The organism is Aquirufa nivalisilvae (assembly GCF_004307455.1).
Lineage (GTDB): Bacteria > Bacteroidota > Bacteroidia > Cytophagales > Spirosomataceae > Aquirufa > Aquirufa nivalisilvae.
The window spans coordinates 335195-361412 of the sequence record NZ_SEWX01000002.1 but is presented as its reverse complement, the minus strand read 5'-3'; the positions used below and the strand labels follow the sequence as shown (position 1 = coordinate 361412).

The following is a 26218-nucleotide window of genomic DNA, read 5'->3' as shown; positions in this document are numbered from 1 at the left end:
AAAGCCTAAAATGAGAAATTAACGGAGGCCATCAAGCGAAAAGCTTTCGGCGAACCGTGATCCATATATGACAGTCGATGAAAGGCCTGAATCCTAAATAACTTAAAAATATTATCGATCCCATAACCTACTTCCGCATAGGGTACATTAGGATTTAACGAATCGAAAGAATACATGTCTAAAAACTTTGACTTCAACGGATTATTCACATCCTTCATGATGTCTCTATTTTCTTTTCTTTGGCTACCCCACAATAAATTTCCACTGGCAATAAATCTCCATTTCAATTTCTTAATTAGAGGAATTCGATTGAACAATAAACCTTCAAAATTATGATTGTATTGTAAGGAAATAAACTGGTCACTGACAAACTCAAAATAATTCATGGTAGAATAAGCACTGCGCACAAAAAACAGCGTCTCATTCCCTAAATGAGGGAATAATAAAGGCGCAGGCAAATTGGAAGGAGTATATCCCATAGATAGCGTATAATCAGATCGACCAAATGTTCCAACCCTAAAAGTCTGGTATGCCTTCAAGGTAAAACGTTCATAATCAAAATCTCCACCTAAAAATCCTTTAAATCCTCGCTGGTAGCGGAAAGTAACGACAGGAATACGCTTGGTGGCTAAGGTGATGCGTTCATTACCATTCATAATGAAGGTCTCTCCTTTGGCAAATCTAGCTTCTAATGTAACGAATGACTCCTGATAATAATCTTGCACAGGTGAGGCATTACCTAACTCTGGATTTAAACGATATTGAAATCTAAATAATGGATCAAAAGAACGCGTGTTCATTTGAGCCGTAAAACTCAAGCCTTTGGTAACTTCTGTGCTAAAAAATGCTTCACTTTCTCTCCTGAAAAAAGCTCCAGAAAAAGCTCCCCAACGGGTGAATGCATAAAACAGTCGATTATCTCCAATCAATTCAGGCGTTAAACCGACTCGTTCTATATCATAAGAATGTCGCAAACCAGCAATGGTCCATTTGGCCTTCGAGAATAGATAATTGACTTCAATCGAATATTTGGGCACTAAATCTCTGGTACCAAATCCTACATTTCCACGTAAAATCCAATGCTTGTCGAAATTAGAATTGGTTCTAAATCCTAACCTAAATCGAGCTCCCTCCAGTCTATTGACCGCTATACTGCTCAAATAAGGCCCCACTTCAATGTCGTTAAACTTCTTATAGCCACTCAAAGCTATCTCAGCAATTTCAACATAAGTTCGAACGATGGGTAAATTCTTCACAGAATCGATCAAAGCAAAGGCTGTTAGATCTTGTCGACTCAATGGCTCATATCTAGCATGTTTCCAATATTCTGGATCAGGCTCTTTCGCATCTTCTGCCACCTCAGATGTCAAATCATAAAACTCTACAGCTTTGGGCTTATTGACGATAAAACCTTTATTGGAAATATACATCTTCAATAGCATCCCAGCAGAACCTTTGGTCAACTCTTCAATATCAATCAAAAAACGGGTTCGAGAAGGTAACCATGCTCCATCGGCAACTTGCTCTAACTCTTGAGAAATTTTAATCTTATCGATGAAATTCAAATTCGCCTGTTTATCAATAGCGGCATCAATTTGAACCAAAGCAAAGCTGGTAGTATCAATCCACATTTGACCTGTGAAAACGAGGTCTAGAGGATTTTTAGGGTCAAAATCCAATTGAAAACACACATGACCGTCAACATTGACCGTATCACCTAAAAAATATTTATAGTTTCCCTTCCAATTATCTCCAATGGGGCTTGCAAAGTCTTTGCCAAAAAAAGGAACATAATTTTGATAAAAATTATAATTCGCAATCAAGTTTCCGCCCACCAATTGGGAAATAAAGCCCCCATCTTGCACTCCTACCCCCTTAATGTTGGTTTTAATAATCTTTTCCTTCTTTCGTCTCGGAGACTCTCGATAATAGAATTTACTGATAGATTCAGAGATATATGTCGGAATTACAGGCTTTCCATCTTCACCGGCTTCTTTCTCAAACTTCTTAATGGAAGATTCAATTTCTCGCATGATTTTCGTATTCCTCAATTTCTCCGAAATATTATCTACATCCAGTTCCATTTTGGTGTAAGAATCATATTCGTAAGCGGATAATTTATTCCGATCATGCAGGTCTCGTTGTTTGACCACTTGGCGCAATATCTTAAAGGCGGGATTCTCTCCTGAATAAACGATAACCTCTTGCAAGGCCTTTTGAGCAGGTTCCATTTGGAAATCAACTTCTTGAACTGCCTTCTTTTTATCGATGAATTTGACCCGCTTTTTATATCCAACGAAGGATACAAAGAGGGAATCTGTTAATACTTTGGAATGAAAGGTATATTCTCCTTGAAAATTGGTGGTAGTACCCAGATTAAGACCCACTAAACCAACCGATGCAAAGGGCACAGGGTCTCCATTAGAAGCATCTGTCACTCTTCCCTTGATCACATATTGCGCAGAAGCCCAATGTACACCCACCAAAAGAATCAGTAGAGCCAAAAAAATACGACTTTTCCAATTCATTAATCTACCATTAAACAAGGTTAAAGCTTATTAGATACTGTAACAAAAATACAGATTGATTGGAACAATCCCACTATTTGTCGTGAGATTTTCGATTTTCGTCGACAAATACTTTAAATTTTTGTAAAGCACGGGCACGATGTGCCATTTGATTTTTTTCTGACAAGGTCATTTCAGCAAATGTCCTTGTTAATCCCTCTGGTTGAAAAACAGGATCATAGCCAAATCCAGCATTTCCTCTAGCTTCTTGGATAATATTCCCTACTATTTCTCCCTCAAACTGAACAAATTTCCCATTTTCATGAAATGTTAAAATTGTCACGAATCTTGCTCTTCTATTTACTTCATGATGAAGGTTCTGCAATAACAAATTTAGGTTGTTCAGGTCATTTTTAGGCTCCCCTGCATATCTGGCTGAATAAACCCCAGGAGCACCGTGTAGGGCTTTTACTTCTAAGCCTGAATCATCTGATAAACAAGTCACATGGTAACGATCTGCAATGAATTTTGCCTTCAACATGGAATTCTCTTCCAACGTTGAACCTGTTTCTGGAATCTCCTCTTCTAGCCCTAAATCTTGTACTGTTCTAACCTCAAATTGACCATGCAATAAGGCCTTAATCTCTTCTACTTTGTGAAGATTTTGCGTTGCTAAGTACAATATAGGTAGCATGAAATTATTGAACAGGAACTTCTATTTCAAAACACAAAGGAGAGTTGGCTGGAATAGATCCTTGATTATTAGCACCATATCCCAATTTGGATGGTAATATAACAATCGCTTTTTCACCCATTTTTAACTTCATGATTCCTTCATCAAAACCTGGAATGAGTTGACCAGCGCCTACTAACATGGAAGCACCAGTGCGGGAATCAAAAATAGGATCATATACAACTTTGCCAGCTGCATCCAATTTTAAATAACTAAAACCTAAACGACCCGTATAATTCACCAAATAAGATTGAGTAGGTATCAATGCTTTTCCTGTAGGATTAGAAATCGTTTTTTGAAAGATCAAACCAGTACTTGTCACTTCAGGATTATTGACATTGTAGGTTTTCTTCATTTCTTCGATTACTTGATTTTCTGTTTGAACGGAAATCAATTCGATATCAATTTTAATAACAGAATAGGCTGGGATTAAACCATTCCCGTATGAACTCCCTCCAAAGGCTAAACTAGCTGGTAAAATAAATACCCCTTTATCACCTTCCTTCATGTAACGCAAAGGAAGCGTAAACACACTCTCGAAACTTCCTGTTACATAGCCACGTGGCTGTTTCAATAATCGGGAGGTGGAATCAACTTTAGATCCATTTAATAAAGTCATCACATAGTGATACTTGACTAAATCTGTATAAGCAGCTTGCTTGCCAGAAGTTCCTGCTGATAAGATGGAATAATACATCCCTTCAGGTGATTTCTGAACATTTAATTTATTATCTGCAATGTATTTTTGAATATCTTTTTCGTTGTTTTCTACCTGCTGATCAATGGCATTAAAATCACAACTTGATAATCCGAAAAGCGTAAATATTAAAACAAAACTTAGGTAAAATGTACTTCTGGTCATGGTAACTACTCGTTAATTTTGGCTAAATATACTTCGAACATCAAAGGTGTAAAACCAGGAATACTCCCTGAACCTGCTTGTCCATACCCTAAAGTGGATGGAAACACTAAAATGGCTTTCTCACCTAAACGCATTTTTTCTATTCCTTTTTGGAAACCTTGTACCGTCTGAGTTCCTCCAATGGTGACTGATAAACTATCTGTTTTCAACATATTACCGTCAAAAGCATATCCATTTAAGAATCTTCCTGTGTATTTAATCTTGACAATTTTCCCTGATGCAGGTAAATCACCTGTTCCTTTAACCAATTGGATAAATCGTAAACCTTCCGTGGTAGTTTCTGTCACGTTAAAGCCTTTTTTGGCAATAAATTCTTTAATATTATCTTCTTGGCTACGAACTTTATATGACTTAATGGTCACTTTCATAGGGGTGTAGGCAGGAAGACCAGGAAATTCCTGAGCTGTTCCAGGTAAAGCCATGATTGCTTGCTCCCCTTCTCGAATAAATGCCATCAAACGACTAAAAACAGGGTTGGTAAAACCATAGCGATAAATGTAAGGTGTATTTAACTTACGATCGGTACTATCTAAAACCTGACCTGTTAGCAAATTTGCAAATTCATAATGCACTGAAAGCGTATCGCCTTTGGTCGCTAACTCACCAGCCGAATTAGCATTCGTAACGACGTAGTAGGCCCCGTTTTCCATGGCAACAGGACTTTGTCCCAATTTTGAAAAATAAGTAGCAATCTGAGCTTGGTTTTCTTTCGCTCTAATCTCATCCACCAATTCAACATTGCTTAAGCAAGCCCCCAAACCCAAAGTCAAAGCCAAAAAAGCACTAATTCTAACAAACATTCGATTGACCATCATCATATACATTCACTAATTCACTCATTTTATTCCATCCTAAACGAATAAGGTTTCGGATTCGTATGGAATAAAGAAGAAAGGGGACCGAAATCCCCTTAAAAATTTATTTTTTGTTCAATAACTCTACTTCAAATACTAAAACAGAGTTCGCAGGAATAGGTCCGCGCTCTTGATCTCCATAACCTAAAGCTGAAGGAATCACGAAAACACCTTTTCCACCTTTTTTCAATAAAGTTAAGGCTTCATTAAAACCTGGGATCATTTGACCCAATGGCATTTCTGCAGCACTACCTTTATCAAATTCCTTTCCATCTACGAAAGAACCACGGTAATTTACGGTCCAAGTATCTCCCATTTTAGCAGCTACACCAGCACCTGGGCTTAGAATAGAATAATACAAACCTGAAGCAGATTTCTGGAAAGTTTTACCTGATTTGGCAATATAGTCAGCAATCACTTTTGGCTCTTGAGCTAATTTACCTGCTGCAGCTTGCTTATTCACGGCAGCTTCTTTTTCCATTTCCTTTTCAAATTCAGCACGAGATTGTACTTTCAATACCTTCACTGTGTATTTCAAATCAGAACCTGGCTTCAAGAATGGAGGAAGTGGCGCTTGAATATTTTTTGTTAAGCTATCAATAGGAACCAAAATAGTGGCACTATCTCCTAATGCCAATAAACGTAAACCGTTTTCAAATGTACCTTTGAATGAACCTGGAGCATTATTAGGAGCTTGGATCATTCCTTTACCTGGTTTTCCCTCTTTATATGTATCCTGTAAAACAGAATCTGTTGAATTTTTAATCACTAATCCAAAAGTAATGATGTCTCCATCTTTCAGCTTTTTGGCTTTGTCATCATGACTGTGAAATTGAATTTTTACGCCATCGATCACCTCGACTTTGTTTTGATTACATGCAGACAAAAATACGACTGCTGATAAAAGACCAATGAGTTGTTTACGCATGATTGTTTTGTTGAGACCGAAGTCTGTTATGGATTGTTTTAGATTGATTCGTTTATAAATTTTTAACTCGATTTATTTCAGAAAGATACAAAGGTAACACTTCTTGCAATTTTTCCTTCGCTCCTTCAATAGAGCTCGAAGAAAATCGACCACCTGAGGCATTTTTATGACCACCACCTTCAAAATAAGTCGATGCAAATTCATTCACAGCAAATGGCTCAATAGAACGAAACGATAATTTGATTCCATCAGGACGCTGTATTAATAAGATAGCCCATATTGCTCCCGCAATTTGTAGACCATAATTCACGATTCCCTCCGTATCTCCCGCTTGTGAATTAAATTGTTTTTGATCCTCTTCTGTAATCCACATCAATGCCAAATGATATTCAGGCAAATAATCCAGTCGATTCGCTAGCACATGCCCTAAAAAACGTAATCGATCTAAGCTCGCAGAATCAAATATTTTACGATGTACAGCATTTGTATTAACGCCTTTTTGAATGAGCTGAGCTACTACCTCATGTACATGGGCTGTGGTATTTGGATGGCGGAAAGAACCTGTATCGGTCATAATACCTGAATACAAGCAAGAACCCATGGCTTCATCAATCAGTGCATCATCTCCCCATTCTTGAATCAAATCAAAAATTAGCTCGCAAGTAGACGCAGCTGTTGTTCGATGATAATAATAATCCGCAAAATCTTCTGGATTCAAATGATGATCTATCACCACTTTGGTTCCTCGTGCTGCTTTGATGGAATGGCTTAAGCCATGCAAACGTTGCATACCTGAAAAGTCCAAACAAAAAATAAATTCGGCATCTTTCAACAGGGCCTCAATTTGAACCTTGTGTAAGGTATCTTCAAAATTGAGAATATTCTCAGATCCCGGCATCCATTTTAAATTAGCCGAAACTGCTGATGGTACAATAACACTTACATCCAAACCACGCTGGGTCAAATAATTTTGCCAGGCTAAAGATGAACCGATGGCATCTGAATCAGGGTTAAAGTGCGTCGTGATGACTGCCTTAGTACCAGAGTTTAATTGTGCTTGAAGCGCCGAAATGGAAGACATAAAATTGATAATGCGCCATAATAAATTTGGGCGTTCGCAAAGTTAAAGATAAATTTGAATAAAAATTTTACTATGCCTACAAATCGCACCTTTACCATGATTAAGCCAGATGCTGTTGCAGATGGATTCACAGGGCCTATCATTCAGCAAATTGAAGCTGCTGGATTTAAAATCATTGCTCTTAAAAAAATACAATTAAGTAGTGAAGAAGCAGGTAAATTTTATGCCGTTCATGCGGAGCGCCCTTTCTTCCAAAGTTTGTGTGATTACATGTGTTCGGGTGCTATCATTCCTATGGTGCTAGAAAAAGAAAATGCGGTGGAAGATTTCCGCACGCTAATAGGGGCTACCAACCCTGCCCAAGCTGCAGAAGGCACCATTCGCAAGCAATTTGCCAGGTCATTGGAATCCAATGCCATCCATGGTTCCGATTCAGATGAAAATGCAGCTATTGAAGGTGCGTTTTTCTTTACTGAAAAAGAATTAGCCTAGTTATTTGTGTTTATAAAATAAGAAACCATTCTCTTCTTTCATGAAGGTAATATGTGGATGATATTTCATGATATCATCCACATCGTTTTTCATGACGAAATAGGTAGGTCTATCCACGGTTTTCATACCTAAGAGGGTTTCTCCATCTGGAGAGGCGCTTCCTTTTTGAAAATATAAGAGGTGGGCAAAGGATTTAAAACCGACAGTTTCTATATACACCTTTTGACCTACTTTAGATTCATAAAAATCAATAACAGTAGCTTGAGTATATCCTTCTATTTTAGGGACTACCTGAGCCATGTACATCATAATGATGGCAATTCCTGTAATCATCAAACCATAGATACGCTTAGGTACTAATACACCCTTTTGAGCAATCCAATAAATGATCGCCAAAGCAAAAGCGACTCCGATCAGGATTTCAAAGCCTGACCAGTAGACTGGCGCTTGTAGATTTCCCTGAACAAACTTATCTTGAATCAAAGGTATTATCTCAAAAGAATGTGAGCCAATATAAGGCACTAAGGATAAGATCAATGAAAATAATAAACCAATGATCAGCAGGCCTATACTGTGACTCTTCTTCCAGGAACTGAAGCCCGATTCCCAATCACATAAAACACGTGCTGAAAAAAAGCTCAATGGAATCCAGCACATGGATGAATAATGCACAATTTTGGTTTTAACCAAACTGAATAAAATCAAGACTACCCAAAATAGGATTCGAAACCAAACACTAAGATTGCGCTCTTCCTGCGTCGCTAGATTCACATCAGATTTCTTTGATATCAATGGGCTGATGGCCCAAATGGATATAGGAAAACAACCCAACAATAACACCAAAGCATGGTAATAAAAAGGCTGACCATGTCCGGCATCACCCGTGGTTAATAAGCGAATTTGATAAGCAAAAAAATCAGCAATGATTCCTGTTCCGAATTTCATGGCAATGATTCCATACCAAGAAGCAAAGAAGAAAATCGCAATGATACTTACCCAAGTCAAAGCTTTCAACCAAGCTAGTAGTCGGCCCCACTCCGTCCGATTCAATAGTACATAAATAACAGCAGTTAGTCCCCAAATCAATAAGGCTACGGGGCCTTTCGTTAATAAGGCTAAACCGATGAAAATGGATGAAATGATTAGCTCTTTAGTGGCAAAATTTTTCCAAAAAGATAGGATCAACTGATATACACCCAAGAAAATCAACAAATTGAACAGAGGATCAATGATTCCTGAACTGGCGTAAACATGGGGCGTAATGGCAGCCAAATAGGAAAATGCCCACAAATGCCCCATTTTAGGTGAAAAATGCTTGGCTCCAATGCGGTACAATGTTAGCAAGGTGGCTATACCTATCAAGGCATTGGGAAAGCGAGCGGCAAATTCCATACTGGTCCAAGCCTTTTCCGTAAATGTCCCAAAGAATTGAAAACTTAAAGCTTGCAACCAAATAAATAAAGGAGGTTTCTCCCAAAAAGGCATAAAATTAATCTGCACACTAAGGTAGTCGCCCGTTTTAATCATTTCTCTTGCCGACTCGGCAAAATTGATTTCATCCCAATCAAATAAATGGCTCGCTCCAAGAAAAGGTATGTAAACCAAAGCGCCGATAAGGGCCCAAAAAAGATAAGGCTTACGCAGAAGGATTGGATTCATTAGCCAATTTTTTAAAGATGGTCAAATAATATAAGATAGCTGAACTCAGTACACCGATGATGGCCCCAACTGCAGTATCGATAGGAAAATGCTGAAAAAGATAAACACGTGATAGCGCTACCCCTGAGGCCATGCAAGCCATAAAAACACCCCAGCGGGCTGATTTAGCAGCTAAAGCCATCCAGAAAAACATAAACCAGGCCGCAGCTGTGTGACCAGAAGGCATACTATTAAATTCATTGATAAATACACCTGGAACAGTATACCATGCATAAGTTTCATTCCTAAAATAAGCAAAAGGCCTCAAGCTACCTTCAAAAACAAAATGCTTAAGCCCCTGTGTGATGAGGGTAGATAGCAAGTAAGAACCTAAATAAGGCAACACCCATTTCCTTTGTTTGAAATATAGAAATACAGCAAAAAGTAATGGGAGAAAAACTTCTGCTAAACTGGTGAAAAAACGAAATATGTGATCTAATATGGGTTGATGACACTCATTGATCCAGCGCACTTGATCAAAGCGATGAAAGGCTAAGGAGTATATCCAAACAATGACTTCGAAGAACAGCCAAGTCCGGATAAATGATCGAATGGAGGCGGGTAATTGATTCATGAGCTCAAAGGTCGTAAGATTTTATCAAATTGTTCCAGCATAGCCTTGCTGTTTCCAAAAAAATGACTAATTTTGCAATCCTTTTTACCCGAGAGACAATGAAAGTATTGGATGCCTATCAGATACCCATCATTTCCCTAGAAGACAAATCGTACCGATATAGCTTTGAGGGCGGAGATGATTTTTTTAAGGCTTTTGAGCAAGAATGGGTACAAAAAGGCAAGTTTCAGGCAGAGATAGAGTTAAATAAATCTGCTACAATGATTCAGGTTTTGATGAAGATCAAAGGCCATTTGAATTTAATTTGTGATCGATCCAACGAGGAATTTGAATTCCCTTTGGACATTCAGGAAAAGTTAATTTACAAATACGGGGATCATTTTGAGGACTTGGGCGACAATTTGTTTTTAATCGACAGAAAAGAGCCAAAACTTGATTTATCGCAGGATTTATATGATTTCATAGCTTTACAAGTACCTATGAAAAAATTACATCCTAGGTTTGTTAAACCAGAAGATGAATCAGCTGAAAACGAATTTTTATATACCACAGCTAAGGATACCGATATCCCCAAAACAGAGGAAGAAAGTATAGATCCACGCTGGGCAGCATTAAAAAAATTAACAGATAATAATTAGAAATTAATTCAATTTACATACAATGGCACATCCTAAAAGAAAGATTTCAACCACACGCCGTGACAAAAGACGTTCTCACGATTTTAGCACTCCAAGACAATTATCTGTGGATAGCCAAACAGGAGAAACTCATTTATTCCACCGTGCACACGTTCACGAAGGAAACTTATTCTATAAAGGAAAGATGATTGTAGAAGGTTATTCTTCTTAGTCTTATTTCTCTTTATCAAGGAAAAGAACTTATTTTTGCGACAAGCGAAAATATCCCGTTAAAATGCTATTTTTTGACTAAATTTAATACTATTTTTGCCCCAAGCTTTAGTAATTAAACATAATTAGATGAAAATAGCGGTCGACGTGATGGGTGGAGATTTTGCTCCAAAAGCAGTAATAGAGGGTATTCTTTTAGCTCTTCCCAGTCTTTCCAATAATGAAATAATTCTAGCCGTAGGTCCCCGTGATACGATCCAATCTATATTGGATGAACATCAATATTCGGGAACGCAAATACAAATCATTCACGCAGATCAAGTGATTGAAATGGGTGAGCACCCTACTCGAGCTTTATCCCAAAAACCCAATTCCTCCATCGGAATTGGGTTTGGTCTTTTAAAGGAAGGCAAAGCTGATGTCTTTGCTTCAGCAGGTAATACCGGTGCGATGATGGTTGGATCATTATTCTCCGTTAAAACCATTGAAGGCATTCAAAGACCAGCCATCGCAGGTTTTGTTCCTCAAACGGATGGCAAATACGCCGTCATGTTGGACATTGGTGCCAATGCGGATTGTAAGCCTGAAATGCTCGAACAATTTGCCTTACTTGGCTCAGTTTATTTCGAAGCCACTACAGGTATCAAATCTCCCCGTGTAGGTCTCATCAATATTGGTGAAGAGGAACAAAAAGGTTCTATTTTAGCTCAGGCTACACATGCTTTATTAAAAGCAAATTCTAAAATTAATTTTATAGGCAATATTGAAGGAAAAGATTTCTTCAAGGGAAAAGCTGACGTTATTGTGACGGATGGCTTTACGGGAAACATTATGTTAAAAATGGGTGAATCCATCTATAACATCATGAAGGACCAAGGAATGACCAATGATTTTGTTGAAAACACCAATTACGAAAAATACGGCGGTAGCCCTATCATTGGAATCAATGGCAATGTCATCATTGCACACGGCGCTTCGAGCCCCGTTGCTATCAAAAATATGATTGGACTTTGTAAGTCCGTAGTGGAATCGAAAGTCTGCGAGAAAATCAAAGACATTATCGAGAACAAATAAAAAATAGTTTAGGTTAAAGAAACATGACCCATAAAATAAACGCAGCTATTACCGGAGTAGCAGGATATGTGCCGGACTATGTGCTGACCAACGAAGAATTAGAAAAGTTAGTAGAAACTAACGACGAATGGATCACCACTCGTACAGGAATCAAAGAACGTAGAATTCTAAAAGGCGAAGGCTTAGGTACTTCATATATGGGAGCCAAAGCGGTTACCGACTTATTGAAGAAAACGAACACGAAACCTGAGGAAGTTGATTTATTGATTTGTGCCACCGTCACTCCCGATTATTTCTTTCCATCTTGCGCCAACCTGATTTGCAAATCAGTGGGAATCCGCGAAACTGCTTCTTTCGATTTAGCTGCGGCTTGTTCTGGCTTTTTAAATGCCTTAGGAACTGGTACCGCATTTATCGAATCTGGTCGTTACAAGAAAGTCGTTATAGTAGGAGCTGATAAAATGTCTGCCATTGTTGATTATGCTGACCGCACCACTTGCATTCTTTTTGGAGATGGAGCTGGAGCTGTGATGTTGGAACCGACAGAAGACGGAACAGGAGTTCAGGATTTTATTTTGAAATCGGATGGTGAAGGATGTGAAAGTTTGATGCAAAAAGGAGGAGGAAGTGCTTTCCCGCCGACGCATGAAACCATTGATCAAAAACTACATTACATTCGTCAAGAAGGTCAATCTGTTTTCAAATTTGCCGTGACTCGTATGGCCGATATTTCTGCTGAAATCATGGAGAGAAATCATTTGACTGGTGATGATATCGCTTATTTGGTGCCTCATCAGGCTAATAAGCGTATCATTGATGCCACAGCCAATCGCATGAACATTGGAGAAGATAAGGTGATGTTGAATATTCATCGCTATGGTAATACCACAGCGGCCACTATTCCATTATGTCTTTGGGATTATGAAAACCAATTGAAAAAAGGAGATAATTTAATTTTAGCAGCTTTCGGTGGAGGCTTTACTTGGGCATCAGCTTATGTAAAGTGGGCTTATAATCCGAAATAATTTTTCATTATATACATGGCAACTACAGCAGACATTAAAAATGGAATGGTAATCAAATACAATGATGACCTATTTTCCATTGTCGAATTTTTACACGTTAAACCTGGTAAAGGTCCAGCTTTCGTTCGTACGAAATTAAGATCTTTAACCTCGGGTAAAGTGATTGATAATACCTTCAACTCAGGAGTAAGTATTTACCCCGTTCGAGTGGAAAGAAGAAAATTCCAATTCATTTATAAAGATGAATATGGTTATAACTTCATGGACAATGAATCTTTTGAGCAAATCTTGTTAAACGACAACTTGGTGGTTATGGCAGATTTGATGAAAGAAGGACAAGAGGTTGAAATATTAATTAATACAGAGAATGATGAGGCTATTTCATGTGAATTACCTCCATTCGTTGAATTAAAAGTAACTTACACAGAACCAGGTGTTCGTGGAGATACGGCTAACTCCCCTAAAAAACCCGCGACCGTAGAGACTGGTGCCACAATTACCGTACCTATTTTTATTGAACAAGACGAAGTGATCAAAGTCGATACACGTACCTACGCTTATGCGGAGCGAGTAAAATAAACAGCTTATCTCATTTTTATTACATTTGTACCACAATACAAGCAGGTAAACCTAATACTATCAAGAATGGACACCAAAGAAATACAGCGATTACTGGATTATATCGCAAAATCACCTCTTGCAGAGGTTAGTATCGAAACTGAAGGATTAAAAGTTTCTGTTAAAAAACATGGAGAAGCGGCTCCAAGTGTACAGGTTGTACATACGCCTGCACCTGCAGCGGCACCAGTGGCAGCAGTAGCTGCGGCGGCTCCAGCAGCACCTGCAGCTCCAGCGCCAGTAGCAGACAATTTATATACGGTCAAATCACCGATGATTGGAACCATTTATTTAGCCCCTGGGCCAGAAAAAGGTAATTATGTAGAAGTTGGATCAAGCATCGAACCAGGTAAAACGGTTTGTATGATTGAAGCAATGAAATTATTCAACGAGATCGATGCAGAAGTATCGGGTAAAATCGTGAAAATTTTGGTGGATAACGCCACACCTGTTGAATTTGACCAACCCCTTTTCCTAGTAGAAAAAGCATAATAAACGCTCGATTTCCAATGGTATAGAGCGCCAAATAAGAATTACTATGTTTAAAAAAATACTCATTGCGAATCGTGGGGAGATAGCCCTTCGTATTATTCGTACTTGCAAGGAAATGGGCATCAAAACGGTTGCCGTATTTTCCACAGCAGATCGCGACAGCTTGCATGTTCGTTTTGCGGATGAGGCGGTTTGTATTGGCCCCCCTCCTAGCAAGCAATCTTACTTAAGTATTCCAGCTATTATATCAGCTGCTGAAGTGACTGGCGCAGATGCTATTCATCCAGGTTATGGATTTTTGTCTGAAAATGCTGAATTTTCTCGCATCTGTGAAGAGCATGGAATCAAGTTCATCGGTGCGTCAGCTGAGATGATTAATTCCATGGGAGACAAGGCCACGGCCAAGGATACCATGAAAAAAGCAGGTGTTCCTGTCATTCCTGGTTCAGATGGTTTATTGGATACGGTTGAAGAAGCTATTGCATTAGCTAAAATAATTAAATACCCTGTCATCATCAAAGCTACGGCTGGAGGTGGAGGACGTGGTATGCGTATCATTAGAGAAGAATCTGAATTTGCCAAGCTTTGGGATGATGCCAAAATGGAAGCGGCTGCAGCATTTGGTAATGATGGTATGTACATGGAGAAATTTGTGGAAGAACCTCGTCATATTGAAATTCAAGTAGTTGGAGATAAATTTGGTACGGTTTGTCACTTATCAGAACGTGATTGTTCTATTCAGCGCCGTCACCAAAAATTATGTGAAGAAACTCCTTCTCCTGCATTAACAGACGATTTACGTAACCGCATGGGAGCTGCCGCCGTATCGGGAGCTGCGGCTATTAGATATGAAGGTGCTGGAACCATTGAGTTTTTGGTAGACAAAAATGGTGACTTCTATTTCATGGAAATGAATACACGTATTCAGGTAGAACATCCAATTACAGAAGAAGTTACGGACTTTGACTTGATCAAGGAACAAATTAAAGTAGCTGCTGGAATTGCGATTTCGGGACAAAATTATTTCCCTAAATTATACGCTTTGGAATGCCGTATTAATGCTGAGGATCCATCCAATGGATTCCGCCCATCTCCAGGCAAAATCACCAATTTGCATTTGCCTGGCGGACATGGCGTGCGTATTGACTCCCATGTTTACTCAGGCTATACGATTCCTCCCAACTATGACTCCATGATTGCAAAGGTTATTGTTAGTGGTCAGAGTAGAGAGGAAGTTTTATTACGCATGAAACGCGCGCTTCAAGAATTTGTTATTGAAGGTATTAAAACAACCATTCCATTCCATATCAAATTGATGGATGACCCTGGTTTTCAATCAGGTAAATTCACCACAGCCTTTATGGACACCTTTGATTTAAGTAATTTATAAAAGCTTATATCATCATTCAAAGAAGGAGGCAAGCGCCTCCTTTTTTGTTTATGAACATATATTTTTATTTTTTAGTACGTCGCTTGGATATTAGTCTTTGAATTTCTAAATTTGCACTCCCATTTTTCGATTGAATGCCCGTTTAGTTGCAAAATAGGTCATAATCAAATCCTTAAGACAAATTCCGTGGTCTTGATGGTGCGATTCAACAGTTAAACAATACTATAGTGGATACTTTAAGTTACAAAACCATCTCCGCCAATAAGGCTACAGTACAGAAAGACTGGGTGGTGGTAGATGCTGAAAATCAAGTTTTAGGACGTTTATGTTCTGAAATCGCAAAAATTATTCGTGGCAAGCACAAGCCTTCATTTACTCCACACGTAGATTGTGGTGATAATGTCATTGTGATCAATGCGGAGAAAGTTCGCTTGACAGGAAAGAAAATGACTGACAAGGTGTACATCCGTCACACAGGATATCCAGGTGGACAGCGTTTTGCTACTCCACGTGAGGTGTTAGTTAAGAACCCACGCGGTGTGATAGAATCTGCGGTGAAAGGTATGTTACCAAAAAATCGTTTAGGTCGTGAATTGTTCACTAACCTATTTGTATATGCTGGTACCGAGCACCCACATGCAGCTCAACAACCAAAAGAAATAAAGTTTTAACGGACAATATGACCCAAAAATAGGTCAATCCTCAATCAAATGGCAGAATTAACAAGCAAAATCGGTAGAAGAAAGACGGCAATCGCCCGTATTTCAATGACCCCTGGTAAAGGCCAGATTAAAATCAACGGCCGTACGATGACTGATTACTTCCCATCTGAAATTCTTCAGATTGTCGTTAATCAGCCTTTCGCATTAACCAACACATTAGGTTCTTTTGACGTAACCGCTAACGTAGATGGTGGTGGAATCAAAGGACAAGCTGAAGCTTTACGCTTAGCTATTTCTCGTGCATTGCAAACGCAAGACTCGGAATTACGTTCACCTTTGAAAAAAGAAGGTTTCCTAACGCGTGATCCGCGTATGGTTGAACGTAAGAAACCAGGTAGAAGAAAGGCGCGTAAGAGATTCCAATTCTCTAAGCGTTAATCCCAAATTGCGTGGAAAGGGCTTGTCTGTTGCCGATGCCTTTTCCACATTTTTATTTTTCCTCATTCTTAAACTCAAAAAATGGCACAATTAAGCTACAATGAATTATTAGATGCAGGTGTACACTTTGGACACCTTACCCGTAAGTGGGACCCTAAAATGGCTCCTTACATCTTCATGGAGAAGAACGGGATTCACATCATCGATCTTAATAAAACTCTTTCTTGTTTAGACGAAGCTACTGCAGCAATGCGTGCTATCGTTCGTTCTGGTCGTAAGATCATGTTCGTTGCTACTAAAAAGCAAGCTCAAGAAGTGGTATCTGCTGAAGCAGAAAAATTAAAAATGCCTTACGTAACCGATCGTTGGTTAGGTGGTATGTTGACAAACTTCGCGACGGTACGTAAGTCCATCAAGAAAATGTCAAGCATCGACAAAATGTTAAAAGACGAAGTAATCGTCAAAACTCTTGCTAAGCGTGAGCGTTTAATGATGACTCGTGAAGAAGAGAAATTGAAGCGTGTATTAGGTGGTATCACTGAATTAACTCGTCTTCCAGCTGCTCTTTTTGTTGTTGACGTAAAGCGTGAGCACATCGCAGTAGAAGAAGCTAAAAAATTGGGTATCCCAGTTTTTGCTATGTGCGATACCAACTCAAACCCAGATTTAGTTGATTTCCCTATCCCAGCAAACGATGATGCTTACAAATCTATTGCAGTTATTACAGCTGCTATTAGTAAGGCCATCGAAGAAGGTTTAGCTGAAAGAAAACAAGATAAAGATGACGCTCGTTTAGCTGAAGAAGAGGAATCAAAGCGTATTGCTGATGAGGAATCACAAGAAGCAGCTAAAGTAGCCGCTAAGTACGAAAAAGAAGCAGAACAAGAATAAACATATTCATAAAATGTCAATTACAGCCGCAGACGTTAATAAATTACGCCAAATGACTGGCGCCGGAATGATGGATTGCAAAAAAGCTTTGACTGAAGCCGATGGCGATTTCGAAGCAGCTATCGATATACTTCGCAAAGCTGGTCAAAAGGTAGCCGCAAAACGTGCTGAAAATGCAACCAACGAGGGAGTAGTACTCGTAGCTCTTTCAGCCGATCATTCTAATGGTAAATTAATCGCACTTGCTTGTGAGACTGAACCAGTTTCAAAAGTAGCCGATTTCAATAACTTAGCTCAAAGCATTTTAGAAGTTGCTGTGAAATCACACGCTCCTAGTGCTTCTGCTCTTTTAGCTGAGCCTCTTTCAGATGGTCGTTCAGTAGAAGGTCACATCATTGAATTAACAGGTAAAATTGGTGAAAAAATCACTTTAGCTGCTTATGAAAACATTGATGCTGAGAAAGTGGTATCTTACATCCACTCAAACAACAAAATCGGTGTTTTAGTAGCATTCGAAGGTGTTGAAGGAACAGACGTAACAGAAGTTGGTAAAGATATCGCGATGCAAATCACTGCGATGAAGCCTGTAGCTTTAGATAAAGATGGTGTAGATGCGGAAACAATTCAACGCGAAATCGAAATCGGAAAAGACCAAGCTCGTCAAGAAGGTAAGCCTGAAGCGATGTTAGAAAAAATTGCCGTAGGTAAATTGGAGAAATTCTACAAAGAATCTACTCTATTGAACCAACAATTCGTAAAAGATTCTTCGATCAACATTCGTCAGTTGTTAGAGCAAACTCAAAAAGGTTTGACTATCTCAACTTTCAAACGTGTGGCTTTGGCTTAATTCCAAAACCAATCGAAATATCAAAAGAGACCAGCAATTAGCTGGTCTTTTTTTGTCCCCTATCCTCATTCAATGCTGTATTATCCTACATGGTATATATCCAGCAAATTTGTCCATTTCATAGGCTGACCCCATGAAAAAAAATGACAATTTTTAACCCAGAAGTCTACTCATGCATTTTCATTAGTCCAAGACATTTTCTAACTTGTAGTAAGTTTATATCTTTAGTTTTCCTTACTTTTTAAAGCAAATGTCAAAAATCGTAGTCCTAGGCGGAGGTGAGAGTGGCGTGGGGGCTGCCCTGTTGGTCAAACATGAAGGCTTCGACGTATTTTTATCTGATCAGGGGCAATTAAAACCAGAATATCAACAAAGTTTATTGGATGCTCAGATTCCTTTTGAGCAAGGTGCGCATTCCATGGACAAAATACTGGAAGCTCAGGAGATTATCATCAGTCCAGGTATACCAGAAAAAAGCCCAATAGTAAAAGAAATCAAGCAAAAAAACATCTCCTTAGTTTCAGAAATAGAATTTGCTTCTCGATATACCCAGGCCAAAATCATTGCTATTACAGGAAGTAATGGAAAGACCACAACCACGCTCCTTACCTATCATTTATTGAAAGAAGCGGGATTAAAGGTCGGTCTAGCAGGAAATATTGGCCATAGTTTTGCTAAACAGGTCATGGAAAAGCAACATGAGTATTATGTACTGGAAATTTCTTCCTTTCAGTTAGATCGTTGCTTTCATTTTGCCCCAGATGTAGCTGTTTTATTAAACATCACACCGGATCATTTAGATAGGTACGAATACCAATTTGAAAATTATATTCAATCAAAATTCCGCATTTTCCAAAATGCCCAAGCAAATACAACCTGCATCTTTTGGTCAGGCGATCCTGTACTTCAATCGCATGCAAGCTCTTTACCGAATCAAGCCAAGATTAAAACCATCAGCTTTGATGATTCAAATGCCAACATGTTGATCCAAAACGATCAATTGAAAGGCTCTTCCCAATTCCAATTAAACCTAGCGGATGCACCTCTAAAAGGCCCTCATAATGCCATTAATATGTCGGCAGCCATCCTAGCAGCAGAAGCTGTTGGAATCAGTGCAGAATCGATACATTTGGCTTTAAAAACTTTTGAAAATGCGCCACATCGACTAGAACCTTGCGGGACATGGAAGGGGGTTCAATTTATCAACGACTCCAAAGCTACCAATGTTGATGCCGTATTTTATGCCCTAAATAGCTTCAAACAGCCCATCATTTTAATAATTGGAGGAGTTGATAAAGGAAACGAATACGAGGTATTGGATGATTTAGTCAAAGAAAAAGTGAAGGGCATCATTTGTCTTGGAATCGATAATCAAAAATTAGAATCCCATTTTGGGCCTATTGGTACTTCCATATTTTCAACAGATAATCTACAAACTGCCGTTCAAAAAAGCATTGAATGGGGGCAATCAGGCGATATAGTGCTTCTTTCTCCTGCCTGCGCAAGTTTTGATTTATTCAAAAACTATGAAGATCGTGGAAATCAATTTAAAGCTATGGTAAAAATGCTCAACGATGGAAAATAGAATCTCTGAATTCATCAAGTCCAAATTAGCTGGTGATTACCAAATATGGTTCATCGTCTTTGTCTTAAATGCCTTTGGTTTACTCATTCAGTTTTCTGCCAAAGGAAGGATGGTCATGATGAATCCAATGGACCCCATTTTAAGTTTTATTAAGTCCTTAGTGATATTAACATTTTCATTTATTATGATGTCTTGGTTCTCTCGACAGAACTATTTGAAATTTGCTCAATACAGTCATATCGCCTTGATTTTTTCTTGGATGCTCATCTTATTTGCATTTATTTTTGGAGAAAGTAAAGGTGGTGCTAGCCGTTGGCTAGAAATTGGACCCATCTCCTTCATGCCATCTGACATGGCTAAATTGTGCTTGATTGGTAGCCTGTCTAAAGATTTTTCCACGCGTCAATCTAACCCCGAGGCATATAATTGGCAGTTTTTCCTTTGGTTATTAATTAAAATTGGAATCACCTGCTTTCTCATCATGCTTTCCAACTTTTCCACCAGCATTTTGATCTTCTTAACCAGCATCATTCTAATGATTTTTGGTCGAGTGCCATGGAAACAAATTGGTTATATCATAGCCTCTGTCGCTATTTTAGCTAGCTTGGTAGTCACACTTGAAATTGGACAAAGAGCTAAAACTGTAAAAGCAAGGATTGCTAACTTTAGCAATCGTGTAGGTAAAAAAGATAGTAAGTCCGTTGATAAAAAAGATGAGGACTATCAACTTTACCGCAGTTATTATGCCATTGCCACTGGCGCATTAAGTCCCAAAGGTCCTGGGCGTAGCCAACAACGTTACTTTCTATCTCAAGCAGAATCGGACTTTGTTTATGCTATCATTGTAGAAGAATACGGAATTGTGGTAGCCATTTTCATCCCACTCTTTTTCCTTTGGCTGATGTATCGAGGGGCTAATGCCGTCCGACATAGTGGTAAACCTTTTGGAGGATTACTATCGGCAGGCCTCACCTTTTCTATCGTATTTCAAGCATTTATCAATATGCTAGTGGCCGTAGGTGCTGGCCCAGTAACAGGTCAACCCATGCCCATGGTATCTGCAGGGGGTACTTCTTTGATATTTACAGCCATTAGTATTGGGCTCATCTTATCAGTCAGTCGAGATAAAGAACAAGAAACCAAAGATCTTAAAACCATTATTTAGTGAATCCAAATAGAATCATCATTTCAGGAGGTGGAACCGGTGGACATATATATCCAGCGATAGCTATTGCTTCCGCCATAAAGGAAATTGCTCCAAACAGTGAATTTCTATTTGTAGGTGCAGAAGGAAAAATGGAGATGGAAAAAGTACCTAAAGCAGGTTTTAACATTGTGGGCTTACCCATCGTGGGAATTAATCGTCAGCACATGATGAAAAACTTGTTATTTCCTTTCAAATTAATCAAAAGTCTTTCGAGAGCCTTTGCTATTTTAAATGAATTTAAGCCTGATATGGCCATTGGCGTGGGTGGTTATGCCTCTGGACCCATGTTATTAGCAGCTTGGGTAAAAGGCGTTCCCTATGTTATTCAAGAACAAAATTCATTTGCAGGTATTACCAATAAGTTCTTAGCTTCCAAAGCCCAGCGAATATTTGTAGCCTATCCCAACATGGAAAAATTCTTCCCAAAGGAGAAAATTCATTATTTGGGAAATCCAGTACGCAAGGATCTTATTGATCAAGTAGGTAAAAAAGAGAAAGCTATTGCTCATTTTGGTTTACAGACCGACAAACCCTGCATATTAATTATTGGTGGCAGCCAAGGAGCAAGAACCATCAATTTAGCTATTCAAGCAGGTTTAGAACAGTTAGCCAGTTCTCAAGTGCAAATTATTTGGCAAACAGGCATTCCATTTGAAAAAGAAGCACAAGCCTCTGTGCAAAATCAAGCGGACTTACATGCCTATGTTTCAGCCTTTATTTACGAAATGGATTTGGCCTATGCGGCAGCTGATTTAGTGATTTCTAGAGCTGGCGCCTTGTCTGTTTCCGAAATCTGTTTGGTAGGGAAAGCCAGTATTTTAGTTCCTCTTCCTAGTGCAGCAGAGGACCACCAAACGCAAAATGCACAAAGTCTAGTAACGCAAGGAGCCGCTATTTTAGTCAAAGATGTAGAGGCTAAACATACGCTCATTTCAGAGGCCATTGCTAGTCTTCAAAACAAAGCGCTTATAGCACAAATAGAAAAACAAAGTAAATCCATGGCCAAACCTACGGCCGCACACGATATAGCTACCAACATTTTATCCTTGTTGACCCCGAATGAAAAGTAATATTCAATTAAAAGATTTAAAATATGTGTATTTCCTTGGTATAGGAGGAATAGGAATGTCGGCTATTGCTCGATGGTTTTTACACAATGGATTTCCTGTGGCTGGTTATGATAAAACCGAAAGTCCACTGACAAAAACCTTAAGTCAGGAAGGTATGCAAATCCATTATACCGATGATATTGCTTGCATTCCTGCCGAAATATTGGCAGATACGGAACATAGCTTATTCATTTACACGCCAGCCATCCCAGCGGATCATGTAGAGAAAAACTACCTGTTAAACTTTGGAATACCCCTATATAAACGATCTGAAATACTAGGTTGGATTACCCAACAAATCCCTACCTTAGCTGTAGCTGGAACCCATGGAAAAACCACTACATCATCCCTATTGACGCATTTATTAATACATGCCAACAAAAATGTAACTGCTTTTTTAGGAGGTATTACACAAAATTATGGCACTAACTTTATCCCAAACAAGGACAAAGACAATATCATTTGTGTGGTAGAAGCCGATGAATATGATCGCTCTTTCTTAACCTTACATCCATATGCTGCGGTAGTAACTTCCACGGATGCAGATCATTTGGATATATATGGTGCTTCCGAACAAGTTGTGGAATCCTTTCAGTTATTTGTTAGCCAAATTCAAGACCAAGGTTTTTTCATTCAAAAAGTAGGTTTAGATTTAACATCTAACCAGAAAAATGCCACATTTGGCATAGAATCTGGTGATTTCCAGGCGGTTAATATCCGAATCCAAGACCATCGAATGGTATTTGATATGAAGTATCCAGGTGGAGAAATTATGGATATCCCGATGCGAATTCCTGGTTTTCATAACATTGAAAATGCACTTGCTGCGGCGGCTTTAGCCATGCAAGTTGGTTTATCAGGGGATGAAATCAAAGCAGGAATTGCCAGCTTTAAAGGAGTGAAAAGAAGATTTGAATACCACGTAGAATCGGATGAGCATGTCATGATTGATGATTATGCGCATCATCCTACGGAAATTGCTGCTTGCCTAAATTCGGTGAGAGCATTATATCCCAATGAAGAAATTGTAGCTGTTTTCCAGCCACATTTATTTTCTAGAACTAGGGATTTTTTAGATGATTTTGCTCAAAGCCTATCACTTGCTGATGAATTATATTTGCTGGATATTTATCCGGCAAGGGAACTTCCTATCCCTGGTGTAAATTCAGAAAAGCTCTTAGAAAAAGTCCAATTAGACAAGAAGCAATGCATTAGCAAAGATGATTTAAAACGAGCTATTCAAGACAAAAAACCACGATTATTAGTAACCATGGGGGCAGGAGATATTGACCTTCTTTTATCCGATTTGAAAAGCTCTTTACAATAAAATATAACATTACATGGCTCTATTAAATACAAGTAAGTGGGCACTAATCAAACGATTAATCAGCTTAATCATCTTGTTGAGCATGGGCGTTGCTGCCGTTATCTATTCCGATTTGGCGTACAATGACATTAAATGTACAGGGATCGTTGTTAAGTTAGATTCCGAAAACGAGAGACCCTTACTGGGGAAAAAAGACATCAATAATGTTGTTACCGAACAAGGAACGCGGTATTATGTAGGCAAATACCTTCAAAATATTTCTTTACACCAGATGGAAGAGCGCGTCAAGCGAATTCATTTGGTAAAATCCTGTGAAGCACATTTTGATTTTTCTGGTAAAATCATCATTTCTGTCAAAGAGTATAGTCCCATTGCACGTATCCTGAGAAATACCCTCAATGATTCTAATCTAAGCGACCAATACGTGACTCAAGATGGTAAGTTCATTGGAACAAGCCCTCTCTTTACTCCAAGGATATTGGTTGTATCTGGACCATTTTTCAAAAAGAACCGAAAAAACCTAAGTGACACTAAAGGAAAACACTTGATTCAGCTCTTTGAATTCATCAACAATAATGAATTCTGGAGAGCTCAAATATCCCAATTAGAGGTAGCTGAGGATGGTGGCGTTGTGATGATTCCTACCTTAGGAATTACTCGGGTCGACTTCGGTTTACCGATCAACATTGATACAAAATTCAAAAAACTTGCCCTTTTTTATAAGAAAATAATCCCCAATAAAGGTTGGAATACCTATCGTTGGGTACGCTTAAAATATAAGAATCAGGTTATTTGCGATTATTAGTCAAAATAGCTATTTTTAACCCTTTATGGCTTCCTTGTAGGCTAGAGTAATCTTCAATAACAAATTATGCGGAACGATTTAATCATCGGATTGGACATTGGTAGCTCCTTCGTTAGGGCTGTAGCTGGCAGACAAAATGCTTCTGGAAAATTAGAGATCATTGCATCTGGTAAAGCCAATACCATTGGAAATATTCTACAAGGAGAAATTGTCAATATCCATAAAACAACTGCTGCCATTGCAGAAGCTTTAAAAAAGATTTCTGGAGCATTGGAAGGTAAAAATACTGATTATTACTTTGCCTCCAATCTATCAGGTAGTCACATCAATGTGCAACCTTATTCGAGCACTAAAATTCGTAAAAACCCGCGTGAAGCAGTTTCACTTCAAGAGGTTTACGCTTTAATTGACGAAGCTAAAAAACCCATTGCAGAGAAAAATCCTTGCATTTTACATACTTTACCCATTGGTTTTAAAGTTGACAATTTACCAACCACTTTAGATCCAGTTGGACAGATTGGTCAAAAAATACAAGCCGATTTCATGGTTGTAACGGCTAATCCAGATAAATATGGCTTATTGGTTCAATGCTTGGTAGCTGCCGAGTCTGACCATATCAAAAAAGGCAATGTTTATTTCAGCCCGATTGCCGCATCTACTGCCGTATTAAGTCCTGAAGAAAAAGAAGAAGGCGTAGTTCTAGTGGATATTGGTAGTGGTACTACGGAAATCAGTGTCTATCAAAATAAAAGATTGGTTCAAGCAAGCATCTTAAATTGGGGAGGCGACCGTTTGACGGAAGATATTAGAATCGGTTTAAATGTTTCCTTAGAAAATGCCGAAGCATTAAAAACAACCTTTGGTTCTGCGGTTAGTAAATTGATTGACATCAATGAAGTAGTCATGATTCCTGGTATTGCAGGTCGTAAACCTACTCCGATATCTGTTAAAAACTTAGCCATTATTTTAGAAGAGCGCCTAAAAGAATTAGCCGCTAAAATTGTCGCTGAAATCAGTAAAGTAGGAGAACCACAAACCTTCAAAAGTGGTATCGTGCTATGCGGTGGAGGAGCTCAATTACCTGATATTGCAGAGTTATTCCAAAAAGTAACTGATTTAGAATGCCGAATTGGTGTTCCTATGGTCGTTCAAAACTCTCATGCGTCAGAAGAAATACATGATCCTTCCTTTGCTACTGCTATTGGTTTAGTTCAAGTCTACTACGAACAATTAGACCAAGCTATACCAGCAGAGGACCATGAACCAGCTACGATTGGAGATAGTCAAAAGGAATCCGGAAAAGGTGGAAATGATAAACCAGGTATTAAAAATATTTTCTCCCGCGTAGTGGATGTGCTCATGGGTAGTAATGAAGCGGAAGGAGAATACTAGATTTTTTTCAAATAAATACAAAAAGCCTCTGATATCTCAGGGGCTTTTTCATGAGATTCATTTTCTGGATGGAATAAAAAATGCCTTAGATCGATATCTAAGGCATTTGAATAAAGTTGGCACCTTGACTATTTTCGACCGAAAATATGGTACTCCACCAATTGAATCATGATATGAATTACCTTAATGTGAATCTCTTGGATACGATCTGCAAAACCTTCATGTTCCACACGAATTTCGGCATCTCCTAAATTGGCTAATTTACCTCCATCTTTCCCAGTTAGCAAAATCACTTTCATGCCTTTTTGCTTCGCTGCTGATACCGCCTCTATGATACTAGCTGAATTTCCACTCGTTGAAATGCCTACTAATACATCTCCTTCTTGTCCTAATCCTTCAATGAAACGAGAAAAAACAAAATTATATCCAAAATCATTGCTCACACAAGTGATATGAGAGGGATCTGAAATAGCCATAGCTGCTAAAGCTGGGCGATTTTCCCGATAACGACCTGATAACTCCTCCGCAAAATGCATGGCGTCACAATGACTACCACCATTGCCACATGAAATGATTTTATGGCCATTCTTTAGTGCCTCCACCAATACTTGTGCAGCAGCTTCAATGGCTTGTATTTGTTTGGGATTATTGACAAATCGGTCTAAAACCGATTGAGACTCCGCTAATGAATTTTGAATTAATTGTTGTACCATGTTATT

Annotated in this window: 27 protein-coding genes; 18 read left to right on the top strand and 9 right to left on the bottom strand. The window is 38.7% G+C overall.

The genetic code is table 11. From position 1 onward, the window contains the following. Positions 1-5: 5 nt before the first annotated feature. The 6 genes from EWU22_RS04970 to EWU22_RS04945 all read right to left on the bottom strand — a co-directional run bounded on the left by EWU22_RS04970 (position 6) and on the right by EWU22_RS04945 (position 7025). Positions 6-2528 (bottom strand): DUF5686 and carboxypeptidase-like regulatory domain-containing protein, encoded by a 2523-nt coding sequence (locus EWU22_RS04970; protein ID WP_130924644.1) that lies wholly within the window; start codon positions 2526-2528, stop codon positions 6-8. Positions 2529-2601: 73 nt separating this feature from the next. Then, the gene (gene rdgB, locus EWU22_RS04965) at positions 2602-3201 is read right to left on the bottom strand and encodes an RdgB/HAM1 family non-canonical purine NTP pyrophosphatase (RefSeq protein WP_130924643.1); all 600 of its coding nucleotides are present in this window, start codon (positions 3199-3201) and stop codon (positions 2602-2604) included. 4 nt (positions 3202-3205) lie between these two features. After that, on the bottom strand, positions 3206-4102 hold the full coding sequence (locus EWU22_RS04960; protein WP_130924642.1) for an FKBP-type peptidyl-prolyl cis-trans isomerase: 897 nt from the start codon (positions 4100-4102) through the stop codon (positions 3206-3208). 5 nt (positions 4103-4107) lie between these two features. After that, complete coding sequence (locus tag EWU22_RS04955; protein WP_161566795.1) at positions 4108-4962, bottom strand: FKBP-type peptidyl-prolyl cis-trans isomerase; 855 nt, start codon at positions 4960-4962, stop codon at positions 4108-4110. A gap of 118 nt (positions 4963-5080) precedes the next feature. Beyond that, a complete protein-coding gene (locus EWU22_RS04950) occupies positions 5081-5944 on the bottom strand; it encodes an FKBP-type peptidyl-prolyl cis-trans isomerase (RefSeq protein ID WP_109322249.1) in 864 nt (287 codons plus the stop codon). 52 nt (positions 5945-5996) lie between these two features. Further along, positions 5997-7025: a DHH family phosphoesterase gene (locus EWU22_RS04945; RefSeq protein ID WP_130924640.1), complete on the bottom strand. Its 1029-nt coding sequence runs from the start codon at positions 7023-7025 to the stop codon at positions 5997-5999. Between the two features lie 72 nt (positions 7026-7097). Here EWU22_RS04945 and EWU22_RS04940 point away from each other — a divergent pair, with 72 nt between their 5' ends. Beyond that, complete coding sequence (locus tag EWU22_RS04940; RefSeq protein ID WP_109322247.1) at positions 7098-7517, top strand: nucleoside-diphosphate kinase; 420 nt, start codon at positions 7098-7100, stop codon at positions 7515-7517. On the opposite strand, the gene EWU22_RS04935 is transcribed toward EWU22_RS04940, so the two are convergent. Beyond that, positions 7518-9176 carry an ArnT family glycosyltransferase gene (locus EWU22_RS04935; protein ID WP_130924639.1) on the bottom strand — a complete coding sequence of 553 codons (1659 nt, stop codon included), beginning with the start codon at positions 9174-9176 and terminating at the stop codon, positions 7518-7520. Continuing rightward, a complete protein-coding gene (locus EWU22_RS04930; protein WP_130924638.1) occupies positions 9154-9789 on the bottom strand; it encodes a phosphatase PAP2 family protein in 636 nt (211 codons plus the stop codon). The genes EWU22_RS04935 and EWU22_RS04930 overlap by 23 nt, the downstream gene beginning before the upstream one ends. A gap of 62 nt (positions 9790-9851) precedes the next feature. Here EWU22_RS04930 and EWU22_RS04925 point away from each other — a divergent pair, with 62 nt between their 5' ends. The 17 genes from EWU22_RS04925 to ftsA all read left to right on the top strand — a co-directional run bounded on the left by EWU22_RS04925 (position 9852) and on the right by ftsA (position 25499). Next, complete coding sequence (locus EWU22_RS04925; protein WP_109322244.1) at positions 9852-10427, top strand: YceD family protein; 576 nt, start codon at positions 9852-9854, stop codon at positions 10425-10427. A 22-nt stretch (positions 10428-10449) separates the two neighbouring features. Continuing rightward, positions 10450-10638 carry a 50S ribosomal protein L32 gene (gene rpmF, locus EWU22_RS04920; RefSeq protein ID WP_109322243.1) on the top strand — a complete coding sequence of 63 codons (189 nt, stop codon included), beginning with the start codon at positions 10450-10452 and terminating at the stop codon, positions 10636-10638. A gap of 128 nt (positions 10639-10766) precedes the next feature. Beyond that, positions 10767-11711: a phosphate acyltransferase PlsX gene (plsX, locus tag EWU22_RS04915; protein WP_130924637.1), complete on the top strand. Its 945-nt coding sequence runs from the start codon at positions 10767-10769 to the stop codon at positions 11709-11711. Between the two features lie 23 nt (positions 11712-11734). After that, positions 11735-12736 (top strand): beta-ketoacyl-ACP synthase III, encoded by a 1002-nt coding sequence (locus EWU22_RS04910; protein ID WP_109322241.1) that lies wholly within the window; start codon positions 11735-11737, stop codon positions 12734-12736. 15 nt (positions 12737-12751) lie between these two features. Then, positions 12752-13315: an elongation factor P gene (gene efp / locus EWU22_RS04905; RefSeq protein ID WP_109322240.1), complete on the top strand. Its 564-nt coding sequence runs from the start codon at positions 12752-12754 to the stop codon at positions 13313-13315. Between the two features lie 66 nt (positions 13316-13381). Beyond that, on the top strand, positions 13382-13846 hold the full coding sequence (gene accB / locus EWU22_RS04900) for an acetyl-CoA carboxylase biotin carboxyl carrier protein (protein ID WP_109322239.1): 465 nt from the start codon (positions 13382-13384) through the stop codon (positions 13844-13846). Positions 13847-13892: 46 nt separating this feature from the next. Beyond that, the gene (gene accC / locus EWU22_RS04895) at positions 13893-15236 is read left to right on the top strand and encodes an acetyl-CoA carboxylase biotin carboxylase subunit (protein WP_130924636.1); all 1344 of its coding nucleotides are present in this window, start codon (positions 13893-13895) and stop codon (positions 15234-15236) included. Positions 15237-15463: 227 nt separating this feature from the next. Beyond that, positions 15464-15907, top strand: a complete 444-nt coding sequence (gene rplM / locus EWU22_RS04890; RefSeq protein ID WP_109322237.1) for a 50S ribosomal protein L13 — start codon at positions 15464-15466, stop codon at positions 15905-15907. Positions 15908-15946: 39 nt separating this feature from the next. After that, a complete protein-coding gene (gene rpsI / locus EWU22_RS04885) occupies positions 15947-16336 on the top strand; it encodes a 30S ribosomal protein S9 (RefSeq protein WP_109322236.1) in 390 nt (129 codons plus the stop codon). A gap of 81 nt (positions 16337-16417) precedes the next feature. Beyond that, entirely contained in the window at positions 16418-17227 is an 810-nt protein-coding gene (gene rpsB, locus EWU22_RS04880) for a 30S ribosomal protein S2 (RefSeq protein ID WP_109322235.1), read from the top strand. 13 nt (positions 17228-17240) lie between these two features. Then, positions 17241-18074 carry a translation elongation factor Ts gene (tsf, locus tag EWU22_RS04875; RefSeq protein WP_130924635.1) on the top strand — a complete coding sequence of 278 codons (834 nt, stop codon included), beginning with the start codon at positions 17241-17243 and terminating at the stop codon, positions 18072-18074. A 250-nt stretch (positions 18075-18324) separates the two neighbouring features. Further along, positions 18325-19659, top strand: coding sequence for a UDP-N-acetylmuramoyl-L-alanine--D-glutamate ligase (gene murD, locus EWU22_RS04870; protein ID WP_130924634.1), 1335 nt, complete (start codon positions 18325-18327; stop codon positions 19657-19659). Next, positions 19649-20824, top strand: coding sequence for an FtsW/RodA/SpoVE family cell cycle protein (locus tag EWU22_RS04865; protein WP_109322232.1), 1176 nt, complete (start codon positions 19649-19651; stop codon positions 20822-20824). The genes murD and EWU22_RS04865 overlap by 11 nt, the downstream gene beginning before the upstream one ends. Further along, positions 20824-21936: an undecaprenyldiphospho-muramoylpentapeptide beta-N-acetylglucosaminyltransferase gene (gene murG / locus EWU22_RS04860; RefSeq protein WP_130924633.1), complete on the top strand. Its 1113-nt coding sequence runs from the start codon at positions 20824-20826 to the stop codon at positions 21934-21936. The genes EWU22_RS04865 and murG overlap by 1 nt, the downstream gene beginning before the upstream one ends. Continuing rightward, a complete protein-coding gene (gene murC / locus EWU22_RS04855; protein ID WP_130924632.1) occupies positions 21926-23302 on the top strand; it encodes a UDP-N-acetylmuramate--L-alanine ligase in 1377 nt (458 codons plus the stop codon). The genes murG and murC overlap by 11 nt, the downstream gene beginning before the upstream one ends. Before the next feature lie 13 nt (positions 23303-23315). Beyond that, the gene (locus tag EWU22_RS04850; RefSeq protein WP_109322229.1) at positions 23316-24107 is read left to right on the top strand and encodes a cell division protein FtsQ/DivIB; all 792 of its coding nucleotides are present in this window, start codon (positions 23316-23318) and stop codon (positions 24105-24107) included. Between the two features lie 66 nt (positions 24108-24173). Then, a complete protein-coding gene (gene ftsA, locus EWU22_RS04845; protein WP_109322228.1) occupies positions 24174-25499 on the top strand; it encodes a cell division protein FtsA in 1326 nt (441 codons plus the stop codon). A 128-nt stretch (positions 25500-25627) separates the two neighbouring features. On the opposite strand, the gene lpcA is transcribed toward ftsA, so the two are convergent. After that, on the bottom strand, positions 25628-26212 hold the full coding sequence (gene lpcA, locus EWU22_RS04840) for a D-sedoheptulose 7-phosphate isomerase (protein ID WP_109322227.1): 585 nt from the start codon (positions 26210-26212) through the stop codon (positions 25628-25630). Positions 26213-26218 lie beyond the last annotated feature (6 nt).

What these genes read in the sequence shown, in the direction of transcription:
- EWU22_RS04970 (WP_130924644.1), bottom strand. Translation starts at nt 2,528, where the DNA reads ATGAATTGGAAAAGTCGTATTTTTTTGGCTCTACTGATTCTTTTGGTG.
- rdgB (WP_130924643.1), bottom strand. Translation starts at nt 3,201, where the DNA reads ATGCTACCTATATTGTACTTAGCAACGCAAAATCTTCACAAAGTAGAA.
- EWU22_RS04960 (WP_130924642.1), bottom strand. Translation starts at nt 4,102, where the DNA reads ATGACCAGAAGTACATTTTACCTAAGTTTTGTTTTAATATTTACGCTT.
- EWU22_RS04955 (WP_161566795.1), bottom strand. Translation starts at nt 4,962, where the DNA reads ATGTTTGTTAGAATTAGTGCTTTTTTGGCTTTGACTTTGGGTTTGGGG.
- EWU22_RS04950 (WP_109322249.1), bottom strand. Translation starts at nt 5,944, where the DNA reads ATGCGTAAACAACTCATTGGTCTTTTATCAGCAGTCGTATTTTTGTCT.
- EWU22_RS04945 (WP_130924640.1), bottom strand. Translation starts at nt 7,025, where the DNA reads ATGTCTTCCATTTCGGCGCTTCAAGCACAATTAAACTCTGGTACTAAG.
- EWU22_RS04940 (WP_109322247.1), top strand. Translation starts at nt 7,098, where the DNA reads ATGCCTACAAATCGCACCTTTACCATGATTAAGCCAGATGCTGTTGCA.
- EWU22_RS04935 (WP_130924639.1), bottom strand. Translation starts at nt 9,176, where the DNA reads ATGAATCCAATCCTTCTGCGTAAGCCTTATCTTTTTTGGGCCCTTATC.
- EWU22_RS04930 (WP_130924638.1), bottom strand. Translation starts at nt 9,789, where the DNA reads ATGAATCAATTACCCGCCTCCATTCGATCATTTATCCGGACTTGGCTG.
- EWU22_RS04925 (WP_109322244.1), top strand. Translation starts at nt 9,852, where the DNA reads ATGACTAATTTTGCAATCCTTTTTACCCGAGAGACAATGAAAGTATTG.
- rpmF (WP_109322243.1), top strand. Translation starts at nt 10,450, where the DNA reads ATGGCACATCCTAAAAGAAAGATTTCAACCACACGCCGTGACAAAAGA.
- plsX (WP_130924637.1), top strand. Translation starts at nt 10,767, where the DNA reads ATGAAAATAGCGGTCGACGTGATGGGTGGAGATTTTGCTCCAAAAGCA.
- EWU22_RS04910 (WP_109322241.1), top strand. Translation starts at nt 11,735, where the DNA reads ATGACCCATAAAATAAACGCAGCTATTACCGGAGTAGCAGGATATGTG.
- efp (WP_109322240.1), top strand. Translation starts at nt 12,752, where the DNA reads ATGGCAACTACAGCAGACATTAAAAATGGAATGGTAATCAAATACAAT.
- accB (WP_109322239.1), top strand. Translation starts at nt 13,382, where the DNA reads ATGGACACCAAAGAAATACAGCGATTACTGGATTATATCGCAAAATCA.
- accC (WP_130924636.1), top strand. Translation starts at nt 13,893, where the DNA reads ATGTTTAAAAAAATACTCATTGCGAATCGTGGGGAGATAGCCCTTCGT.
- rpsI (WP_109322236.1), top strand. Translation starts at nt 15,947, where the DNA reads ATGGCAGAATTAACAAGCAAAATCGGTAGAAGAAAGACGGCAATCGCC.
- rpsB (WP_109322235.1), top strand. Translation starts at nt 16,418, where the DNA reads ATGGCACAATTAAGCTACAATGAATTATTAGATGCAGGTGTACACTTT.
- tsf (WP_130924635.1), top strand. Translation starts at nt 17,241, where the DNA reads ATGTCAATTACAGCCGCAGACGTTAATAAATTACGCCAAATGACTGGC.
- murD (WP_130924634.1), top strand. Translation starts at nt 18,325, where the DNA reads ATGTCAAAAATCGTAGTCCTAGGCGGAGGTGAGAGTGGCGTGGGGGCT.
- EWU22_RS04865 (WP_109322232.1), top strand. Translation starts at nt 19,649, where the DNA reads ATGGAAAATAGAATCTCTGAATTCATCAAGTCCAAATTAGCTGGTGAT.
- murC (WP_130924632.1), top strand. Translation starts at nt 21,926, where the DNA reads ATGAAAAGTAATATTCAATTAAAAGATTTAAAATATGTGTATTTCCTT.
- EWU22_RS04850 (WP_109322229.1), top strand. Translation starts at nt 23,316, where the DNA reads ATGGCTCTATTAAATACAAGTAAGTGGGCACTAATCAAACGATTAATC.
- ftsA (WP_109322228.1), top strand. Translation starts at nt 24,174, where the DNA reads ATGCGGAACGATTTAATCATCGGATTGGACATTGGTAGCTCCTTCGTT.
- lpcA (WP_109322227.1), bottom strand. Translation starts at nt 26,212, where the DNA reads ATGGTACAACAATTAATTCAAAATTCATTAGCGGAGTCTCAATCGGTT.